13 protein-coding genes are annotated in these 20,370 nt (G+C 54.1%); 5 read left to right on the forward strand and 8 right to left on the reverse strand.

Going from position 1 to position 20,370, the window contains the following annotated elements; translation table 11 throughout:
- The first annotated feature begins 64 nt into the window (after window positions 1-64).
- The 5 genes from MKJ04_RS11200 to MKJ04_RS11220 all read left to right on the forward strand — a co-directional run bounded on the left by MKJ04_RS11200 (window position 65) and on the right by MKJ04_RS11220 (window position 7,138).
- The gene (locus MKJ04_RS11200) at window positions 65-1,723 is read left to right on the forward strand and encodes a S41 family peptidase (RefSeq protein WP_241641728.1); all 1,659 of its coding nucleotides are present in this window, start codon (window positions 65-67) and stop codon (window positions 1,721-1,723) included.
- 464 nt (window positions 1,724-2,187) lie between these two features.
- On the forward strand, window positions 2,188-3,387 hold the full coding sequence (locus tag MKJ04_RS11205) for a homogentisate 1,2-dioxygenase (protein ID WP_241641729.1): 1,200 nt from the start codon (window positions 2,188-2,190) through the stop codon (window positions 3,385-3,387).
- A 100-nt stretch (window positions 3,388-3,487) separates the two neighbouring features.
- Window positions 3,488-4,015, forward strand: coding sequence for a hypothetical protein (locus MKJ04_RS11210; protein WP_241641730.1), 528 nt, complete (start codon window positions 3,488-3,490; stop codon window positions 4,013-4,015).
- A gap of 16 nt (window positions 4,016-4,031) precedes the next feature.
- Window positions 4,032-4,409: a co-chaperone GroES family protein gene (locus tag MKJ04_RS11215; RefSeq protein ID WP_241641731.1), complete on the forward strand. Its 378-nt coding sequence runs from the start codon at window positions 4,032-4,034 to the stop codon at window positions 4,407-4,409.
- A gap of 212 nt (window positions 4,410-4,621) precedes the next feature.
- Window positions 4,622-7,138: a DUF5916 domain-containing protein gene (locus tag MKJ04_RS11220; RefSeq protein ID WP_241641732.1), complete on the forward strand. Its 2,517-nt coding sequence runs from the start codon at window positions 4,622-4,624 to the stop codon at window positions 7,136-7,138.
- A 646-nt stretch (window positions 7,139-7,784) separates the two neighbouring features.
- On the opposite strand, the gene MKJ04_RS11225 is transcribed toward MKJ04_RS11220, so the two are convergent.
- The 8 genes from MKJ04_RS11225 to MKJ04_RS11260 all read right to left on the reverse strand — a co-directional run bounded on the left by MKJ04_RS11225 (window position 7,785) and on the right by MKJ04_RS11260 (window position 20,348).
- The gene (locus MKJ04_RS11225) at window positions 7,785-11,546 is read right to left on the reverse strand and encodes a S8 family serine peptidase (protein WP_241641733.1); all 3,762 of its coding nucleotides are present in this window, start codon (window positions 11,544-11,546) and stop codon (window positions 7,785-7,787) included.
- A gap of 209 nt (window positions 11,547-11,755) precedes the next feature.
- Window positions 11,756-13,000 (reverse strand): hypothetical protein, encoded by a 1,245-nt coding sequence (locus MKJ04_RS11230; RefSeq protein WP_241641734.1) that lies wholly within the window; start codon window positions 12,998-13,000, stop codon window positions 11,756-11,758.
- A gap of 146 nt (window positions 13,001-13,146) precedes the next feature.
- Window positions 13,147-13,569, reverse strand: a complete 423-nt coding sequence (locus tag MKJ04_RS11235) for an SRPBCC family protein (protein WP_241641735.1) — start codon at window positions 13,567-13,569, stop codon at window positions 13,147-13,149.
- A 502-nt stretch (window positions 13,570-14,071) separates the two neighbouring features.
- Window positions 14,072-15,109 (reverse strand): hypothetical protein, encoded by a 1,038-nt coding sequence (locus tag MKJ04_RS11240; protein ID WP_241641736.1) that lies wholly within the window; start codon window positions 15,107-15,109, stop codon window positions 14,072-14,074.
- Between the two features lie 71 nt (window positions 15,110-15,180).
- Window positions 15,181-15,741 (reverse strand): hypothetical protein, encoded by a 561-nt coding sequence (locus MKJ04_RS11245; RefSeq protein ID WP_241641737.1) that lies wholly within the window; start codon window positions 15,739-15,741, stop codon window positions 15,181-15,183.
- Between the two features lie 94 nt (window positions 15,742-15,835).
- The gene (locus MKJ04_RS11250) at window positions 15,836-16,366 is read right to left on the reverse strand and encodes a hypothetical protein (protein WP_241641738.1); all 531 of its coding nucleotides are present in this window, start codon (window positions 16,364-16,366) and stop codon (window positions 15,836-15,838) included.
- A 221-nt stretch (window positions 16,367-16,587) separates the two neighbouring features.
- Complete coding sequence (gene hemB / locus MKJ04_RS11255; protein WP_241641844.1) at window positions 16,588-17,559, reverse strand: porphobilinogen synthase; 972 nt, start codon at window positions 17,557-17,559, stop codon at window positions 16,588-16,590.
- A 653-nt stretch (window positions 17,560-18,212) separates the two neighbouring features.
- A complete protein-coding gene (locus tag MKJ04_RS11260; RefSeq protein WP_241641739.1) occupies window positions 18,213-20,348 on the reverse strand; it encodes a T9SS type A sorting domain-containing protein in 2,136 nt (711 codons plus the stop codon).
- Between the last annotated feature and the right edge of the window lie 22 nt (window positions 20,349-20,370).

The raw sequence follows: 20,370 nt of genomic DNA on the forward strand, positions 1-20,370 counted from the left end.
CCGTTGCTGCGGCGTTTTTGTGAAGACAGGCACACGCACTATATACCAAACGATTATGGACAACATGGAGCACGGAGACGAAAAAGAGCCTATCCGGAACTCGCCATTTCAGATAAAGCTGCCGCTTTTTATTGCCCTGGCACTGGCTGTGGGCGTACTGATCGGGGCCAACTCCTTTTCGCCTTCCTCAACAAACCCGCAGGGCACTGCCAAAAGCTATCTCAAGTTCCGCGACATCCTCAGCTACATCGACCGCGACTACGTGGACACGGTGAACATTGAGGAGCTCTCGGACTACGCCATCACCAAGATGCTCGAGAAGCTGGACCCGCATACCTCTTACATCCCGGCCGACGAGCTGGCCATGGCACGCTCCTACCTGGAGGGCGACTTCGAGGGCATCGGCATTGAGTTCAACATCTTCAACGACACCATCTACGTTATTTCCCCGCTGAGCGGCGGCCCCTCGGAGGCGGCAGGCATCCTGGCTGGCGACAAGATCATCGCCGTGGACGGAAAGAAAGTGGCGGGCACCAACATCAACAACGAGGGCGTGTTTAAGCGACTGCGCGGCCCCAAGGGTTCCAAGGTAACGCTCACCATCAAGCGCGAGGGAACCAAAAAACCGCTCAGCATTACGCTGGAGCGCAACAAGATCCCGACGCACTCCGTGGATGTGGGCTACATGGTGGACAACAGGACAGGCTATATAAAAGTGAGCCGCTTCTCGGCCACCACCTACGAGGAGTTTAAGGAGGCGCTCACCACCCTGAAAAAGAAAGGGCTGGAGCGCCTGATCCTAGACCTGCGCGGCAACCCCGGCGGCTACATGGACCACGCCATCCGGATGGCCGACGAGTTTATCTCCGGCGAGAAGATGATCGTGTATACCGACGGCAAAGGCAGCAAGTACGACTCCAAGACCTTCGCCCGTACCAAGGGCGACTTCGAGGACGGACCGCTGGTTGTGCTGCTGGACGAAGGCAGCGCCTCGGCCTCCGAGATTCTGGCCGGTGCCCTGCAAGACAACGACCGCGCCCTGATTGTGGGCCGCCGCTCGTTTGGTAAGGGGCTGGTGCAAATGCCCATCCCGCTCAACGACGGCTCAGAGCTTCGCCTCACCATCTCCCGCTACTTCACGCCAAGCGGGCGCTCCATCCAAAAACCCTACACGGCAGGTGCAGAGGCCTATGGCCAGGACATCATACATCGCTTCGAAAACGGAGAGTACTTTAAGCCCGACAGCAGCCTGTTCGTGGATTCGCTGAAGTACAAGACGCTGCGTGGCCGCGCCGTGTATGGCGGTGGCGGCATTATGCCCGATGTGTTCGTGCCCCGCGATACCTCGGAGCTGTCGCCCTATCTGAGCCAGCTTTATACCAAGAACATTATCCGGGAGTATACCCTGGAATATTACCGCAACCACCGCAAAGAGCTGGAGAAAATGCCGTTCGAGAAGTTCAGCAAGACCTTTAAAGTGACAGACGGCATGCTGCAGGAAGTGGTGCGTATGGCCAGCGCGGCCGGCGTGGCGTTTAAGCAGGAGGAGTATAGCCGCTCCGAGAAACTGCTCCGCAATAACATCAAGGCCTTTATCGCGCGCAGCGTGTATGGCAACGAGGGCTTTTTCCCGGTGCTGCACGAGTCGGATGAGGAGTTTCAGGAGGCGCTGAAGCACTTCAGCATGGCGCTGGGTATGGCCACGGGCGGCGCGTATAAGTAACTGACGTTACGCAAGAGAGCCGTGTAATTCGTAAAAGTCCCCCTTTGAAGGTAGGGCCGTTAAGTTCTAAGAATTTGCACCATGTCTTCACGTAAAGATTTAATATAGCAGAAAAACGATTCTCCCCTTGAGGGGAGTTAGAGGGGTGTTTGCTCTTTGCGGAAGGTTATTTTCGCTGGCTTTACACCCCTGCGGTCCCCTCAAGGGGAGAATTGTTATTTTGGTGTTTTGAAACTTTACGTAAAGGCACACTACCAACTCTTAGAACTTAACGGCCTTACCCTTTGAAGGGGGTAGGGGGATGTAAGGCGGCCTGAAGAACCTTTCCTGCTCTTGTTTGACGGGAAACGGCACCGGGGGGAGGGAAGGTGATGTATGGCTTCCCGGGTTCGCCGCGCGATCACTGGCTGGCGCATGGGAGTATAGCTGACCCAATAACACATAAAACTTAAAGCACCTACTGCATGGCGTATTACTATAAGTTAGGGGAGATCCCGCACAAGAGGCATACCCAGTTCCGGCAACCGGACGGCAGCCTGTACAAAGAGCAGCTGGTGGGCACGCTGGGCTTCAGCGGCGTTTCCTCGCTGTTATACCACATCCACCCGCCCACCCAGATCAGCCGCATCGGGGAGCCGGTGCCCTATGCGCCCAAAAAGGCCGAGGGTATAAAGCTGGCCCCGCACCACCTGCGCACCCTGCCCATCGAGACCACCGGCACCGACTACCTGAGCGCCCGCAAAACAATGCTTTTCAACAGCGACGTGTCCATCAGCATCTGCAACCCATCGGAGCGGGAAACGGCATACTACTACAAAAACGCGCAGGCCGACGAGGTGGTGTTTGTGCACGAGGGCAGCGGCGACCTGCTCACCCAGATGGGCCGCATCCCGTTCAGCCCCGGCGACTACCTCGTGATTCCGCGCACCATCATCCACAAGTTCCGCTTTGATGCGGGGCCGGTACGGCTATTAGTGGTGGAGTCGTTCAGCCCGATAGAGACCCCGCGGCGCTACCGCAACCACTTCGGGCAGTTGCTGGAGCACGCGCCGTTCTGCGAGCGCGACATGCGGCCGCCCATCGAGATGCTCACCGACACCGAGCCGGGCGAGCGGCAGGTGCAGATCAAGAAAGAAGGCGAGCTGCACCAGTTCTACTACGACTTCAGCCCGTTCGATGCCGTGGGCTGGGACGGCTATTTCTACCCCTACGCCTTTTCGATCTATGATTTTGAGCCCATCACGGGCCGTATCCACCAGCCGCCGCCGGTGCACCAGACCTTTGAGGCGCATAACTTCGTGATTTGTTCCTTTGTGCCGCGCCTCTTCGACTACCATCCGCTGTCTATACCTGCGCCTTACAACCACTCCAACGTGGACTCTGACGAGGTGCTGTATTACGTGGAGGGTAACTTTATGAGCCGCAAGGGCGTGGACCGGGCCTCGTTTACCATACATCCCGGCGGCATCCCGCACGGGCCGCATCCGGGCACTGTGGAGGCCAGCATCGGCAAGACGGAGACGAAGGAGTATGCCGTGATGGTGGACACGTTTAAGCCGCTGCATATCACCGAAGACGCCGTGCCATACATGGACCACAACTACCCGATGAGCTGGAACGAGCACGGCAACGGCCATGTGCGCAAAGGTGATCTATTTGATTAAAAGTACGTTAGTTTTTGTACATTTGCGGCAGAAGGAGTGTAAACAAGCGCTTCTTTCTGCCGCAAATTGTATTATTTACTAACTTACATTTCACCCTATTATGAAAAGATTAGTTTTAGGAGTCGTACTTTTGTTTGCCATGATGGCCGTTGCCTGCGAAAAGCTGGACGAATTGCTGACATTTTACATCGAGGAGGAAGAGAGCATCACCATCGAGTCGCAGTTTCCGGTGGGCACGCTGGTGCCCCTGACGCCGGTTACCGTAACCACCAACTCAGAAGAGCGTTTCAAAAACAACAAAACCCGCGCAGAACTGGTAAAGGATGTTACGCTGAACAGGCTAAACCTGAGCATAACCGACCCGCAGGGGGGGAACTTCGATTTCCTGAAAAGGATTGAGATCTATATCTCCAGCGAGGGACAGGACGAGGTGAAGATCGCATACCTGGACGAGGTGCCGCAAAACGCCACCACCCTGAGCCTGAAGTCGACCAACGCCAAGCTGGATAAGTTCATCAAAGGAGACACCTACAGCATCCGGACGAAGGCGGCGCTGGCAAAGCCCGTTTCGCAGGACATTTCCATTAAGGCCGACATGCGCTTTAAGGTGACGGCTGACCCATTATAAGAGGCAAACATGACCAATGAGGATTTCGGAGCAGAATAAGTTAGAGAAGATAATCATTGTGGGCGACCGGGTGCTGATCAAGCCGAAGACCGCCCGCGACCAGACCAAAAGCGGTTTATACCTGCCGCCTGGTGTGCAGGCAAAGGAGAAGGTGCAGGAGGGCTACATCATGAAGGTGGGGCCCGGCTACCCGATCCCGGCCGATTACGGTTTTGAGGAGGAGCCCTGGGGGCAGGAAGAGGAGGAGGTGCGCTATATCCCGCTGCAAGCCAAAGAGGGCGACCTGGCCATCTACCTGCAGCGCGACGCCATTGAAATAAATTATCTGAACGAGAAATATTTTATCGTGCCCCAGTCGGCTGTGCTGATGCTGGTGCGCGAAGAGGATTTGTAGTCAGATTTCCGCCGTTGGTATACCAAAGGGCCGTGCTTGTATAACAAGTGCGGCCCTTTTTGTTGCGCCCGCCACCCAGGCGATACCTTTGCAGGAAGATCGGGAGCAAAAATGTTTACACGTTGCTGCATTTCTCCCGCCGCTCAGGCAACTAAAGCCCTTGCCGCAGCATCTTTACCCTATATGCCTCACGCTACTCCTTTGCTAAAACTATGAATTTACCGATTACCGCGCTGTTTAAAACAACGCTCCTCCTGACCTTGATAACGCTCCTCAGCCACGTGGCACAGGGGCAGGACAAACAAACAAAATTTCCGCAGCGGAGCCTGCAGGCACTGCGCATCACAGAAGCCCCCAGAATAGACGGTGTGCTGGACGAGCCCATCTGGCAGCAGGCCGAAATCGCTACCCAGTTTATACAGAACAGGCCGAACCCGGGCGTGGTGGAGCGCCTCCCAACGGAGGTGCGCATTGTGTACGACGACGTGGCCATCTATGTGGGGGCCGTGATGCACGACGTGTCGCAGGACAGCATCTTTCGGGAGTTGGGCCGCCGCGACGACCTGGGCAACACCGACTGGTTTGGTGTATTCTTCGATACCTACAAAGACCAGATCAACGGCTTTGGCTTTTTCGTGACACCGGCCGGGGTACAGCTGGATGCCCGTTACTCCTCCAACGGCGAAGACTTCAGCTGGAACGCCGTGTGGGAGAGCAGCGCCAAGCTAGAGGGCACCGACTGGGTAGCCGAGCTGAAGATCCCATACTCCGCCATCCGATTCAGCAGCAAGCAGGAGCAGGTATGGGGCCTTAACCTGATGCGCAACCGGCAGTCTACGCGCGAGCGCTTCTTCTGGAACCACCTGGAGCCCGGCAAGGACGGCTTCGTGAACCAGTGGGGGCTGTTGCAGGGGCTGAAGGACATTGAGGCGCCGCTCCGGCTCTCGCTCACGCCCTACCTGTCGGGGTATATGGAGCGCTTCCCGGTGGACGGGCAGGGCAAAGTCGAAGACACCCACTACAAGAACGACATGAACGTCAGCGGTGGCCTCGACCTGAAATACGGCATCAACGACGCCTTTACCCTGGACATGACGCTGATTCCTGACTTCAGCCAGGTGCAGTCGGATAACCGGGTGCTGAACCTGTCGCCCTTCGAGCAGCAGTTCTCCGAGAACAGGCCTTTCTTTCTGGAGGGGACGGAGCTGTTTAACAAAGGCAACTTTTTCTACTCCCGCCGCATCGGGGGCACACCCACTCACTACGGCACTGTGTATGACAAGAAGAAGTACAAGGGGTATGAGGTGCTGCAAAACCCCCGGGAGACCAAGATGATCAACGGCACCAAGGTGTCGGGGCGCACGCAGTCGGGGTTGGGCGTCGGGATATTCAATGCCGTGGTGGGCCGCCAGCACGCCGTGCTGCAGGACAGTGTAGGCGACAGGCTGGAGGTGGAAACGCAGCCGCTCACCAACTACAACATCGCGGTGTTCGACCAATCGCTGAAAAACAACTCGTACGTGACACTGGTGAACACCAACGTGATGCGCCAGGGCGGCACCTACGACGCCAACCTGACCGGCGCGCTGTTCCGGTTCGCCAACAAGGAGAACAAGTATGCAGTGAACGGCAAGGCCGCCCTCAGCCAGCGCTACCATACCGACAGTACAAACCTGGGGTATATGTATGAACTCGGGTTCGGGAAGATCAGCGGGAACGTGCAGTATAACCTGTCCCACTCCGTGAAGTCCGACACCTACGACCCCAACGACCTGGGCATTCTGTTTGTGAACAACAGCATAGAGGAGGAGGCGAATATCTCCTATAACAAGTATGAGCCCTTCTGGAAAATGCAGAGCCTGTATACTACCCTCGGGGCCGTGTACTCGCGCCGCTATGACCCCAATGTGTTTCAGAACTTCGTGATGTATGCCAACGCGAACGGCACCTTCAAAAACTTTATGAGCGCCGGGCTTTCGATGAACCTGGAGCCAGTGAAAACCTTTGATTTCTTTGAGCCGCGCGCGGCTGGCCGCTACTATGTCTTCCCAGTAAATTACAGCGTCAACGGCTGGCTATCCACGGATTACCGCAAGCGCCTGGCCATGGAGGTGGGCGTGTTCTACCGCATGTTCGAGGAGAACGCCCGCCGAAGCCTGAGTGTATTCCTCGAGCCGCGCTTCCGGGTGAACAACCAGCTGAGTTTCTCCTACGCCTTTGAGTCCGGAAACAGGTATGACGACATCGGCTTCTTTGCAAACTCCGAGACGGTGAACGAAACCGGGGGAACGGATAAAAAAATTATCTTCGGACTGCGCGACGTGAACTCCGTTTATAACAGGCTATCGGGGAGCTACATCTTCAACAACCGCATGTCGCTGGCGCTGCGCGTGCGGCACAACTGGTCTAAGGTAATGGCCAGGGAGTTCTTTGCCCTGGAGCCAAACGGCAACCTGAGGTCGGAGGCGTATGACCCTGAGACGCCAAACCAGAACTACAACTCCTTTAACCTGGACATGGTCTACTCGTGGTGGTTTGCGCCGGGCAGCGAGATCAGCATTGTCTGGAAGAACGCCTTCGAAGAGAACGTGGACACGCTGGAGCCGCGCTACTTCGACAACTTTTCGCATACCCTGACCTCACCCCAGTCAAGTACCTTCTCCATCAAAGTGCTATACTATCTGGATTACCTCACCATGCGCAGCAAGCTCTCGAAAGGACGGTCATGAGGGTTGGTAAGGATGCTTTTATACCATTATTAATTAGAATTTGCACAGTCAAATTTGACGTAATGCAAGGGAGCCTCGCAGTTCGTAAAAGTCCCCCTTTGAAGGTAGGGCTGTTAAGTTCTAACGAAAATTGTCCCCTTGAGGGGACCGCAGGGGTGTAAAGCCAGCAAGAAGTACTTTTCACAAAGAGTAAACACCCCTCTAACTCCCCTCAAGGGGAGAATTCTTATTTTGGTGTTTTGAAACTTTATGAAAGGCACACTACCAACTCTTAGAACTTAACGGCCCTACCCCTTTGAAGGGGGCAGGGGGGATGAGAGGCCGCCGAAAATACCTCTCTTGCTCTTGCTTGATGAGAAACTGCTTCAAAATGTTTCACAGTAGATTGCCTGCAGGGAGTGTCATCCCCCTAACCCCCTTCAAAGGGGGACAAAAGAAGGTATGCGTAACAGCAGGTAATAAACACTGTACGAAAAAACTTAAATACGCTAAATCCCTTCGATAATGGTATTACTTTGTAAGAAGCATGAATGAAAAGAGCAGGCTCTACCGAAAGCCTGCTCTTTTTTGTGGGAGAGTATAGTATACCCCTATCGATTGGTACGCATACCTATTGGGCAAAACCTATTTGATTGAGGTGTCGCCTCTAGCGCCGGATCAGCAGCTTCCTGGTTTCGGAGGTGCCGCCGTGCTGCACATGCAGGATATACATGCCCGACGAATGCTGCGATAAATCTATATCTGTCCGGTACTGGCCGTTGAACTGCTTGGTTGCGCCGGTGTATACCACCTTGCCCAGCAAGTCGACTACCTGCATCGAAATGTCCTCACGGTCCGTGGTTTCCAGTGTCAGACTGAACTTGCCGTTTGCGCTTGGGTTCGGGAACACCAGCAGGCTTGCGCTCACGCCGCGCTCCGACGACTTGAAGTCAAAGGATATCGCTTCGGAAACCTCAGACACGCACCCGTTTCTGGATACCTGCACGGTATAATCTCCGCTTGCGGCTGGCGTAAACTCGCGGCCCGTGGCACCCGGGATAGGGTTGCCATCCAGGAACCACTGGTGGCTGCCATTGGCCTCGCTCGATACCAGTGCCTGGCCGTTGCGCGTGATAACTGGCTGCTCTAAGGGAGCGCCTGCGATCAGGGGCACCTCTACCCGCGCACTCTCACAGCCCAGGCCACGCACTTTCAGGTCGTAAAAATAATAGTAGTATTGCTGGGGCGTGGTGGTGGCGGTGTTGCCGGTAATGGCAAACACGTTCGGGATCTCAAACGGGTAGCCTTGCACGCCCTCGTTGTTCCGGTAGATGGTAGCCCCGTTTTCGTAAGAGACGGCAATGCGGTATTCGCCTGCCTCGGGCAGTACCAGGCCAAGGTAATAGATGGCCCCCTGATCGGCGGGGTCGGTGGGCTGTGGCCCCTCGGCCGCTGGCGTGCGTGTGGGGGTTACCTCCAGTGTGCGGGACGAAACAGGCGAGCCGTCTTTGTCAAACGCGGTGAAGGTAATCTTGCCGCCATTTCCGATGTATAGGCGCGCCGACTCCAGCACCAGCGGCGCCTGTGCGGTCACGAGCACATCCGGCGAAAACTGGTTATACCCGCCTCCTGTGGCAAACTGCCTGGTTTTTGGACCCACAGTGCCTAAAAAGTCGTTGTAGGCCGCGTATAGCTTGCCCGGCACCAGACTCACCGGTATCCGCTGCAAATTGCCCGCCGCTATCGGCTGCTCGGCTGTTGGGGAGTTATACCAGAACACCGTGCCTGCGCCCTGGTGCGTTAACGTAAGGGTAGGGGCGTTGCCGCAGCGGGTGGCAGTCACCTCGGTGGGCGGTGCCGCTTCGCCCTGCACCGTAAAGGTGCGCTGCCAGCGGTTGTTTGCCGCCACAGCATCGCCGGGCAGGTTCGAGAGCGTGACCAGCTCATAGGTTTTGCCGGGCTCCGTGGCGAAGTCGCCTTCCAGCACCAGCTCTCCTTTTGCGAAAGGCTCCAGCGTGGCCGTGTACGTGCCGCTCAGCTGCGCGATCTCGACTCCGTTTTCGCGCACGCTGATGGTAACCGGAATGTTTTTCTGCGCTACGGCACCCAGGTTGCGGAGGGTTACGGACACAGGCTGCGAGGAAGTGGCGCAGAGCGTGGCACCGACAGGTATAACGGCACTCACGGCAATGTCTTTGCCTGGCTGTGAGAACTGCACCAGGTAATCCTGCGTCTCGCCGCGTTCGTAGCTGCCGCAGGCGCTCACGCGGGCAGCGTCTGTTGTTTCCTGCAATACCACGCGCAGGCGCACTTTGTCGCCAATCACCGTTTCGCCCGGGGTGTTGATTACGGAAGAGAAAGTGGCAACCCCGTTCAGCACACCTGAGGTAGCCACAGTTTCCCCGGCATCCTCAAAGTCCCCATCCCCGTTCCAGTCGGCAAACACCTTGGCTATTGTGGCGGCATCGGCGGCGCAGGAGCCTGTGGTCACCGTGAGTGTCTGGGATTGGTTTGGCTCCAGCGTGAAAACAGTGGCGGTCAGGTTGCGGTAGGTGGTGCAGCCGGCGGCTCCCTCCACGGCCTTTGTGCCAATGGCGAAGCGGGCGATCTTGGCACCTGTTTCAGAGGTTGGGGCGCTGGCGCACACGGCCTTGCCCCCCGCGCCGCTTACCAGCAGCGAGTAGGCCTGCGGCCCTTTACTGAGCGTGCCCTTGTGGTTGACGGTGATGGAATAGGTTTCGCCTGGCACGGCATTCTCCACCAGTACCTGCTCCACATTGTCACGGATGTTGTCGCCGGGTTTGGCGGCTACGTCTGGTGTGGCAGGGTCGAGGGTCCAGGGCCGGTAAGTGGTGCCGCCGCCCGTCACGCGCACATCCAGGTCATTCACGAGGCGGGCCACACGGTTGTTCAGCGCATTGGCCACCTCCACCACGCTGCCTTCGGGGTCTGTCCACGAAATCGTGACCCGAAGCGGCCCTGCGCCTGAAGCGCGTACCTCCAGCGTCTGTACCTGCCCCTGCGCCAGCGACTTTTCCTGCAACAGGTGGGTGCCGTCGGCATTGGTGAGCATTTTGGCGGCGCCTGCGGCGTTCAGCAGTCCCCAGCCATACACATAATCCGGGCCCTTGGTCGTGCCTGCCTCATCGGCCGTATGGATGGCGAGGGCCTTCAGGGTGGCGGCACGCATCACGTTGCCGCTGTGCAGGTTGGCGTAGTGCTCCTGCAGCAGCAGTAGCGAGCCCGCCACATTGGGGGCCGACATGGAGGTGCCACTCAGGATGGAGTAATCGCGGTCGCTGTCGGCGGCGCTGGAAAGCACTGCCACGCCATTGCCCACCACGTCGGGCTTGATGCGGCCGTCGTCGGTAGGGCCATAGCTGCTGAACGACGACACCCGTACATCCTCTGCCCGGGTATAGCCGTCGGCCAACGGGGAGATAGCACCCACGGCCAGTATGTTTTTCGCGTTGCCGGCCGTAGAGATCACATCATACCCATCGTTGCTGCTCAGGTTGGCGGGGCGCGCCTTGATCAGGGTGAACTTTCCGTTGCTGTTGCGCTGGAAGTAGGGTTTGCCAACTTCGGGGCCCCGCTCACCGCGGTTGTTCCCGGCTGATTTCACGATCAGGTAATAGGGCGCGTTGTAGGCGATCTTGTCCCAAGCGGCGGACTGGCCGTCGTAGTAGCCGAAGCGGTAGTCCTCGGTCTTGCTGATGTCGGTGTCGCCCCACCACTCCCAGTAAGGATCCTCGTCGGTGCCCTCGCGCTCGTCGTTATAACGCCAGCCCACAATAGAGCCGTACGAGTGGTTGGAGACTAACAGGTTGGCCGCAGCCTTCGCCATTTCCGACTCGTCGTTGTCAAAATCATATGCCTGGAGGTTGGCTTCGAAAGCCATACCCTTCGCCAGCGGGTTGATGCCGGTGGCGATCAGGGTGCCCGCCACGTGGGTGGCGTGCTCGTTCAACTCGGTGGCACCGTCTTTCTGCTGCACCCGCCCTGCCAGTTCCTGGTGCGTTACCCGGACCTTGCCGCCATCCCACATGGCCAGTTTAGAGGCAACTGCAGGGCTGGCACCACTCAGACTGAGGCCAAGCGCACCGCCCGCCCAAAGCTGGTCGGTATGCGTGGTTGCGGCGGCGCGGGAGTTGTTATACGTGATGTAGTAGATAGGTAAGCCTTTGGCATCCAGGCCCTGCAGCGAGATGAACGTGCCGTCCTTCATTGTTTGCGTAATCACCCAACCGTGCTGGCGCGCCAGTTCCAGGGCCCTGGCCCGATTTGCTTTATAGTCTTTCTCGGCAGAAACGGCAATACGTTGCAGTACTTCGGTATTGGCACGGATAGGCGTGATCGTGCGCTGTGCCATTGCCGGCGCGGCAGAAACCAGCCCAAGGGCTACAAGCCAAAGGCTCAATCTTCTCATATTTCAAGGGTTGGGGGGTGATATTTCACTGTCAATGTACTATAAAAGCCTGATAAAGGCAAAGTCGTTCCATCAGGGGTATGGAATTTACGACCCCGGAAAAGCAGCCTGCCGCACGCCGGATTGCCCGGTAAAACCAGCGAAAAACAAAAGCCCCTCCAGGGTGGGAGGGGCTTGCAAAACACGCCCAGCTAAAGTAGGCGGATGCTTTAAAAATAAGTGTATACGTTTCGGAACTGTTTCGGCTCCATCCTCAGGTATGCCTCTGGGTTACTCAGGTAGTCGTTCATCGTCTGGTGCGTGTATCCTTTGGCCGTTCGAGTCATGGTGCGGTAGATCCTGAATCCAGACAGGTCTTTATCTTTGAGTAAGGTAGGGCGAAGCTTCTCCAGTAAGCCTTGGGGATTAAAGGCTGTTTCCTCCGGTGAAACGGAAATCACCCAATCAGCACGGACGTTTTCCCATGAAGACCACATTGTGGAGTAGGTGCTAGGCTTGTCCTCGGCGAACTGTATCTGAAAGTCGTTGAACTGCGACTTCGCGACCGAAAAATCAGCTTCGGGTATAAAAGGTAGCTCTGTCGGGATGGTGGGACCAATATGATAATAGTCGTGTCTGTAGCCTTTATTATTCTGATATTTAAGATAGCTAACTATTAAAAGAAACTCCTTTATGCCGGTTGGGGGGTACTGCAAGTCGTATTCTGGAGGATTATTGGCTGAAACGTAAAGTGTTACCCGATTCTTCTCATTGCCCGTTTCAGGATACCCGTACAGTCCCACAAGATAACTTCCATACACCCCGTCAGGCGTACTGTTGATGAATTTGTGCTTCACCGCTGTGGCCGCATTCGAAAAGTCAACGTACGTTACCGGCGATGTCACCTCGGCAAAAATGTACTTGCCTTGTTCCGGCAACAGCAGGTACGTCAGGTCAGTTGGGAACTGCCTGTTGTACTCTACCCGGAGCATATCATCGTTTTGTCCCACAAACTGAGATCTGTACAGCTCGGCGTGCATTGCACCAAATTGGACACTAGGCCCTTTAAAGGGGTTAACATTAGTATAGTTTACAACGGTTGGCCGCGATTTATCTTCTTCCCAATTAGTTAGTTGTTCATCGATGTGCCAGCCATCCGGGTTTACCTGGATGTAGGTCCGCATCGAATACGCTGTAGTGTTCGGATTCTGATAGACGGTGGTAACGTCAAACTTGGTGTCGTTCGACTTTATGGTAAGGGCATGGGAAGTTCTGCCTGTCAGCATGGTGTCCAGCAGCACCTTTCCGTCTTTCTGCGACAGGATCAGCTCAAAATCCTTTGTTGCTTCGGGTAAAGGGTCGAGCCGGAAATTAAAGGAAACGGCCTTTGCCTCAGGTTCCGGGTTGTCCTTACCCTCGTTGCAGGAGGTTAGGGCAAGAATAAGCAGGAGGGGGAGGAGGTATGATTTTCTCATTCGATTTATTTGATGTGATGGGCATTATTGGGGTATACCTGTTGTATCACCTGGGCACACAGGGGCGAGTCACTTTAGGAACCCAAGGGACAGATACTTTCATCGTGCCGTAAAATCAGCGCAATTTGCAGTTAGAAAGGCTGCAGTTACTTTGTCGCTTCTGCGTATTTTTTGAAATTGTCCAGAATGGCTTGCCAGCCGCTTTTCTGTTGGTCAAGAGGGTGGGTGCTTTCCGCGGCAAACGTCTCCGTTACGGTTGTGCCGCCGTCCCGGCTGTCGAACGTAATCTCGACTTTTCGGCCATCCTCTATCAGGTAAACGATTTTCTGGTTGGGAATTACCTGCTTATACCTGCCGGTGAAATCGAAGCCCATGCTGCCGTCCTTTGCTTCCATCCTTGACCGGAAGTGGCCTCCGGGCCTAAGGTCGTTTTCGGCGCTTGGGGCATGCCAGTCGTCTGAGGCGAAGTTCCATTGGGTAATGTGCTCCGGCGATGTCCAGAGCTCCCATACCCTAGCTACCGGCAGCTGAACTGTTGTCTCAACAGTTATCGTTTTCGTTGTTGCCATGCTTGTTGCTTTCTGAGGGGATATAAATTTCGAGTATAATTTTCAAGACACAAGATATAAAAATATCGATATAAAGGCGTATAAAATCTATAAAATCAAGGACTCCTACCGGGTGTTGCCCATGGGAGAGTAGTAGCAGCCAATTGTTTGAATATCGTAAGTATTGCTTTGAATTTCATTGCAAAAGCTTTCCGCGATTATATTCCTTTGTATCAGTAGAAAACAATATCCAAACACGCGGATGCAAAATAACGAGACAGGGTTTATACCAAGGGCGGGCAGCGGGATACTGGTGCTTGTCCTTTCGCTTTTTACGCACCGCGCTTTCGCCCAGGACCAGGACAGCGCCCAAAGCGTCAGCCGTTTCACCAGTAGACAAGGTGATCGAGGTGCAGAAGCAGGCCCTTGTGTTTTCAAATCCGCAGATACCCTACAACTGGACACAGAAAGAACGTATACCGGGGGGCGCTTTTATGTACTTAAGCCTCTGTTGCCAGGTATACTACTCTTCTGCGTAAGATATGACATAGAATCGCTCATCCAGGCTGATGCGCACAGGTTGGGCAAGCGTCCATTGCCGATAGGATTTAAAGTCGAGCGTAACGTTTTCCGGGACAATCATAATCCTATCATACTGGTCCATGATAAACTCCCTTAAGTACCCGCTCGCTATGATTCTGTTTAACTCAGACAGATACTCGGCAGTCTCCGGCTTCATGGTCCACTTTTGCCTTATTTCTTGTTTCACTTGCTCCTGACGCACAAACTCCGTTAACGATGCTACATGAAGCTCTAAATACAGACTTGGGAAGCCTGCGGCCCGTTCCAATGAATCGACATTTTCATTAGCCCACTGAATTTTTTTGAATGCACTCCCCATTGAAGCTACTGCTATCAAGGAATCTGCTCGTGCTGCTGGGGCTAAATAGATAGTGGCTTCTGGGATTAGTGGGCTTTGCTTTACGAAGTCTGTAGGTGCAAATTCATTCAGGATTTCCCTTTCCAGGTTGATTATCTCTGTAGTGTCTAACAAGGCGGACGTGATACGGAGTTTGAAAAACCACTTTCCACACTCGAAAACAGATAAATAGGACCTTGAGCGGTCTTCGAGTCCTGCAATATGTGTCCTGATGCCATTCACTTTATACCCGTCTTTAGCATAAAATGTGGGCACATGATTGGTCGTTATCCCTTTTAGGGAGACTAAAACAACCTCGCGAAAAGCCGATAGATACTCATTCCTTAAGCGGTCCTCGCTGCCTTCACCAGCTGGGTATAGGTAAACGGAAATGGTAGTCTTTCCTTTTTTGCTATTGTAAACGGCCCCTATATTGGACTTGATTTTGTCAAAGGCATAGATCCGGTGTCTTTTATATCCGACTAAGTATTTCGGGAATTCTTTCTTTGTCTGAGAATGTGTGTACACTCCGGGAACGACTATCGCTTTGGGGCTACCCATGCTTTGCGCAAAAACAACATGAGCCGAAAAGAGAAGAATTACAGCAAAGAGCGCTCTTTTAATGATTAGCTTCTTGATCACGTATAGGTCTTTATTCTTTGCGAGTGGCGGGTGAAGCCGTCGCTAGATGCTGAAGGTTGTAAGTTGTTGATTTAGTTTACCTCTTGAACTGGCAGTGATTTTAAGCAATTATACAAGACATTTTTCAGCGTCAGCTTATAAAGTTCTTCCATCCTTTGATTGGTTGCATCAACTGATTGTACAAATAGTTCACCGTTTGTATGGCATCCTGTAATCAACTCACCTGTATCTTTTTTGATAAAGCTTACCTGGAGTTGGGCATAGCACTTTTCTTTTTCACTACTCCAGGTAGATGTGAACTCCTTGTAACTATCTGTTATGTCAATTACTGCTTTTATAGAAGTGCCAGAACTAGTTGTGTTTTCTCGTATCACTTTTTCGAGCAGCTCTCTATGGCTTGCTGTTAAAACTGGTATATGCTTAATTAACATGTTGGGCTTTGAGACAACCGGTAATTTAATGTCCTCTTCCTTTTGCCTACTATCAACAATTTCAATTTCCTGAATATTGTATTGCAGATTTAAGCGAGGGGAATCAGCTTCTTTTGCCGTTGACACATAATTATTTGCTGCACAGCCAGACAGGAAGAATGTCGTGAAAAATATACTAAGCCTGAGTAGATTGATGTTCATATTGTCTGTTTTAATGGGAGTTAACGGTTAGTACAGGCTGTGGACGAGGCGAAGCCAAGTATGGAGCCTGTGCCGTGTTAGCGGCTGGTATATTTTATTCTTTGTAGTAGTCTAAGAGCTCTTTTACTTTACTCATTTCAGGTGTCTTTGATGAATAACTCACCGTTACTGTATCCCCGATATTTAAGGTTCTATCTACATCATCTTTAGTGGATGTTCGATAAGTCTCGCCTTCTACTTCGTAGTTTACTTGAACTGACCAAATGGAATCACCTTTATTTTGTTTTCTCATCCAAGCTTCGCTAACGGTGCCTATTGTTTCTTTTTTGTAAATTTCAAAATCCTCCTGTTCTTCTGAGTCAATTAACAGGGAGAAAGGATATGCTAAAAAAACTGACCCATAGGCTAACCCCTTCAAAGCTTTTATATTTATTCCGTTAATTTTTAGGGATTGATAAAGCAAAAACGGTAGAACTAAAAACATTGAAAAATAAAGAATCCAGCCTTCAAAACCATTATCACCACCTACATGAAAGGCTCTTCTTGGATAGCTGTACATCACCAACCACCCTACAATATAAAGAGTTGGCAATACTATTTTTAGGATTGAATTCCTGTTGTTCAATTTTTAAATTTCTTATTATACTAACTACCGCTAACTAGCTGCTAAACGGAATTAACTCATACTAGCCACCCTAATCAGGCGGCTAAATGGATCTGGATTACCGAATATACTATATAGAGTTGAATAAATACTAGTAACTGTGCGCGAAATGTGACGGAAACAAGAAAAGCACACCAGCGGAGGCTGATGTGCTTTTCAAAGTAGCAGTTATACCGCAGAGGTTATTTCTGCAAATACTCGGCGTACTGTTTTGCGAAGTAGGTCAGGATGATGTCGGCTCCGGCGCGTTTGATGCTGGTCAGGATCTCGATCATCGCTTTTTCGCCGTCTATCCAGCCGTTTTGGGCGGCGGCTTTCACCATGGCGTACTCGCCGCTGATGTTGTAGGCGGCAATGGGCAAATGAGAGTTGTCGCGCAGCAGCCGGATCACGTCGAGGTAAGAAAGGGCCGGTTTCACCATCAGGTAATCGGCTCCTTCGGCAGTGTCCAGTTCGGCCTCTATCAGGGCTTCGCGGCTGTTGGCGTAGTTCATCTGGTAGGTCTTCTTGTCGCCTGCTTTCGGGGCCGAGCCCAGCGCATCGCGGAAAGGTCCGTAGAAAGAACTGGCGTATTTGGCGGTATAGGCCATGATCGCCACCTTCTGAAAACCGTTCTCGTCAAGCACCTGCCGGATGTGGCCAATGCGACCGTCCATCATATCCGACGGGGCCACAATATCGGCACCGGCCTGCGCCTGCGTCAGGGCCATTTTGCCCAGCACCTCCAGCGTCTCGTCGTTCAGTATCTCGCCGTTCTCCACAATGCCGTCGTGGCCGTCAGAACTGTAAGGATCCATGGCCACGTCTGTCACCAGGGCAACCTCCGGGAAACGCTTTTTTATCTCGCGGATAGCAGTGGGGTATAAACCCTCGGGGTTATGGCTCTCTGTCGCGTATTTGTCTTTTTTCTCCTCCGGGATGCTCGGGAACGGGGCAAACACCTTGATGCCCAGCGCCACACAGGCAGCTATTTCTTCCAACAGCATGTCGAGGGAGTAGCGGTAGATGCCTGGCATCGAGGAAATCTCTGTTTTCTGGTTCTGGCCTTCAATCAGGAAAAGCGGGAAAATCAAATCCTGCAGGTGCAGGGTTGCTTCCTGCACCATATCCCGGATGGCCGCAGTCTGGCGGTTGCGTCTTGGTCGTCTGGTCATCATCTTCTTCTATCTTTACAAAAACGTGTTCAAGGTCGTGTGTCGCAAAGGTACGGGTTAATTGTTGATTGTTAAATTGCCGGGCCCGGCGAAATCAAACGGCCGATAAGGAGTCTGTTTCTAACTACAGTTTAGCTTTAGAATTAGGTAGGTATAGCCCACGGCTCTTCTGGACTTCCCAGTCCGGAAGCCACCTGTGGGGGATTTCCTAATCCGCGTGAGCAGGACCACGCGGATTAGGAAATCCGCTGCAGGAAAAGTTTCGGATTAAGAAATCCGAAACAGCGGGGAACAGCGGGTCAACTCCTTCTTATGATCTGGAAACAGGGTTGTTGCATGCTAACATTGCTTTCGCTCGCGTCTCGCGCGTGTAAGGTATAAACGGGCCTCTGGCCCAGTCGAGTCACAGACCCGACATCATTTTTAGACACCCCGAAAGCTTTCGGGCGCCAGTAAACTAGAGAATGAAACAGCCCTCCTCGGAGAGGCAGGGGTGGGTTTTTTGATTCTCCCCAATGAGTAATTCTAGCTGAGTAGAATCTAGCGGATGGAGGTATAACTCTAAGATGGAGGCCTGTATACCCCTATAAAAAGCAAAAAGGGGCAGGGCTGCCCGTTGCAACCCTGCCCCTTTCTGGTATGGGAAATCCGTTTTAGCGCTTCAGGATCTTCACCTGGCCGTTTCTGCTCTTCTCCGCCCACTTCAGGATATACATACCGGCCGGGAGGTTGCTTACGTCCAGCTCTACAGGCAGGTTCACATCCCGGAAGGTAAGGGCATAGTCATGGATAAGCTTGCCCGACATATCGTAAAGCTGGGCGTCCAGCGTGGCCGTGTTTTCCACCAGATAGAGCAGCGTCACGGTGTTGTTCTCCTCGTTTATCGGGTTGGGGTATACCCGCAGGCTGCGGAGCGACGAAGGGTTAATGACGCGCACCCGTGGCGAATAGCTGAACGACCCGTTGTTATACACCACGCGCAGGCGGTAGTAGGCAATGTCCGGAAGGGGGTTGTCATCCACGAACGAGTAGGAGAGAGTGCCGCTGTTGGGGCCTTTCGCGCTTACAGTGCCCACGTCCGTCCACTCGGTGCCGGTAGGGCTGCGCTGCACCACATAATTCGCCACTACGCGCTCGTTCTTCGAGGTCCAGTCTACGGTTACGGCGTTAGTGCCCGTGAAAGAGGCTTGCAGCGTGACAATCTCGGGGGCAAGATTGCACTGGCCCTCCTCGCTCACCTGCATCGGAGGCTCCTCGCAGAAGTTCTCCCCAAGGCTGTTGGCCATAACAATGTTGCCGCCCACGATGTCGGCCGAGCTGAGGTCGCGCACGAGCACTTCGAACTCAATGGCATAGTGCATCACGGCGCGCGACAGGATCACGTGGCTCAGCTGGTGGGCGTGGCCTAGCTCGTGCAGCATCACCGTCTCGAAGTCGAACTGCTTCGACACCGGGGCGCCGGGGCCATACTGCCAGCTGATGCTGCTATTTATCTCCATGTCAAACTCAGATACCCAGAACAGCGTGTCCTGCCCGTTGCTGCATCCTTCGTAGCGACTGATGGTGCGGGCCAGCACGCCCGCCCCAGTGGTGGAGGAAGACGCAAACCGGATCACGTTCACGCCGTCGTCGGCGGCGGTTTCCAACTGAGTGGGCTCCCCGAGTTTCCAGTTCACGCCCGACACGCAGACCCAGGTGTTCATGGCGCGGCGGAAGCCCTCCTGCGCGGGTTGCCTGTTCAGCATGCTTGGGGCAAACTGGATGCTGTAGCCGCCCAGGCCATCTTTGTCCACCAGGATTGGTCGGAAAGATGAATCCTCAAAATCAATGTTGGAGTAGGCAAACTCGATGGTGATGGGCGTAACGCTGCTGAACTTACTATCGGCATTGGTCACGACCTGGATGACGCCGGAGCCCGGGGTGCCGCCATCCTCCGAGGTAGAGGGTATAAACAGCTTGATTTGCCGGTCTGTCCAGGAGATGTATTCTACCGCGAGGGGGCGCACAAAGGTCTGGCCGCCGTCGTCGGCGTTCTTAAACTCCACGGCTCCGCTGCCGCGCGTAGCGCCAAACCCTGTGCCGTTGATGGTCAGCACCGCGCCCACACCGGCATTGGCGGTGGTGGGAGAGAAGCTCGTGATCACCGGGGCCTGGATGTCGGCTTGCGCCTGCTGCTGCTTCGTTTCTTTGAGAAGCCCCGAGTCCAGCTTCAGGTTCGGGGCAAGGGTGCGGTATGTCTGGCCCGTTTGCGCCGCCACCTGCTGGTAGAGCGCCTGCACGCTCTCGTAGCGGTCAAAAACGCCCATTGCCTTGTTCTCCGTGATGCGGTATTTTACAAAGCCCTGCTGGCTGCCATAGGCTTTGGTGCTGCCAAACTGGCTGCCGGGTGTGCGCTGAAACTCCTGCTGCTGCGCCAGAAAGAAGAGGCCCTGCTGACCGGGCTTCAGCTGGAGCGCCGTGGAAAACACGTGTTTCTTCAGGCCGATGGCTCCGCCCTCCGTGATCAGCTCTATGCGCTGGCCCGCGGGGCTGCCTTTAAAGGTTTTGTATAGCTGGATGATGTTGGAGGTATAAATGTTCTCGTGGCGGGCATCCCAGAACGCCTGCTGCGAGATGACCTCGCCCTCCACCACTAAGGTGGCTGCCTGCACGCGCGCCGCCAGCGTAATCGGGATCATGTGTGGGTTGTCGGCGGCATGGGTATGGGAGGCCAGGAAGAGTAGGGTGAAAAAAAACAGCGTTAGCTTGCTGCGCAGCAACGTGGCAGCTGGGGTGTACAGTTTATGCATGGTGGCAAATGTAATGCAAGAT

The sequence above is a fragment of the Pontibacter sp. E15-1 genome (assembly GCF_022601975.1).
GTDB lineage: Bacteria > Bacteroidota > Bacteroidia > Cytophagales > Hymenobacteraceae > Pontibacter.

Excerpts from the sequence above, each read along its gene's own strand:
- MKJ04_RS11235 (WP_241641735.1), bottom strand. The coding sequence starts at position 13,569 with ATGGCAACAACGAAAACGATAACTGTTGAGACAACAGTTCAGCTGCCG.
- MKJ04_RS11260 (WP_241641739.1), bottom strand. The coding sequence starts at position 20,348 with ATGCATAAACTGTACACCCCAGCTGCCACGTTGCTGCGCAGCAAGCTA.
- MKJ04_RS11220 (WP_241641732.1), top strand. The coding sequence starts at position 4,622 with ATGAATTTACCGATTACCGCGCTGTTTAAAACAACGCTCCTCCTGACC.
- MKJ04_RS11200 (WP_241641728.1), top strand. The coding sequence starts at position 65 with ATGGAGCACGGAGACGAAAAAGAGCCTATCCGGAACTCGCCATTTCAG.
- MKJ04_RS11215 (WP_241641731.1), top strand. The coding sequence starts at position 4,032 with ATGAGGATTTCGGAGCAGAATAAGTTAGAGAAGATAATCATTGTGGGC.
- MKJ04_RS11210 (WP_241641730.1), top strand. The coding sequence starts at position 3,488 with ATGAAAAGATTAGTTTTAGGAGTCGTACTTTTGTTTGCCATGATGGCC.
- hemB (WP_241641844.1), bottom strand. The coding sequence starts at position 17,559 with ATGACCAGACGACCAAGACGCAACCGCCAGACTGCGGCCATCCGGGAT.
- MKJ04_RS11245 (WP_241641737.1), bottom strand. The coding sequence starts at position 15,741 with ATGAACATCAATCTACTCAGGCTTAGTATATTTTTCACGACATTCTTC.
- MKJ04_RS11230 (WP_241641734.1), bottom strand. The coding sequence starts at position 13,000 with ATGAGAAAATCATACCTCCTCCCCCTCCTGCTTATTCTTGCCCTAACC.
- MKJ04_RS11205 (WP_241641729.1), top strand. The coding sequence starts at position 2,188 with ATGGCGTATTACTATAAGTTAGGGGAGATCCCGCACAAGAGGCATACC.
- MKJ04_RS11225 (WP_241641733.1), bottom strand. The coding sequence starts at position 11,546 with ATGAGAAGATTGAGCCTTTGGCTTGTAGCCCTTGGGCTGGTTTCTGCC.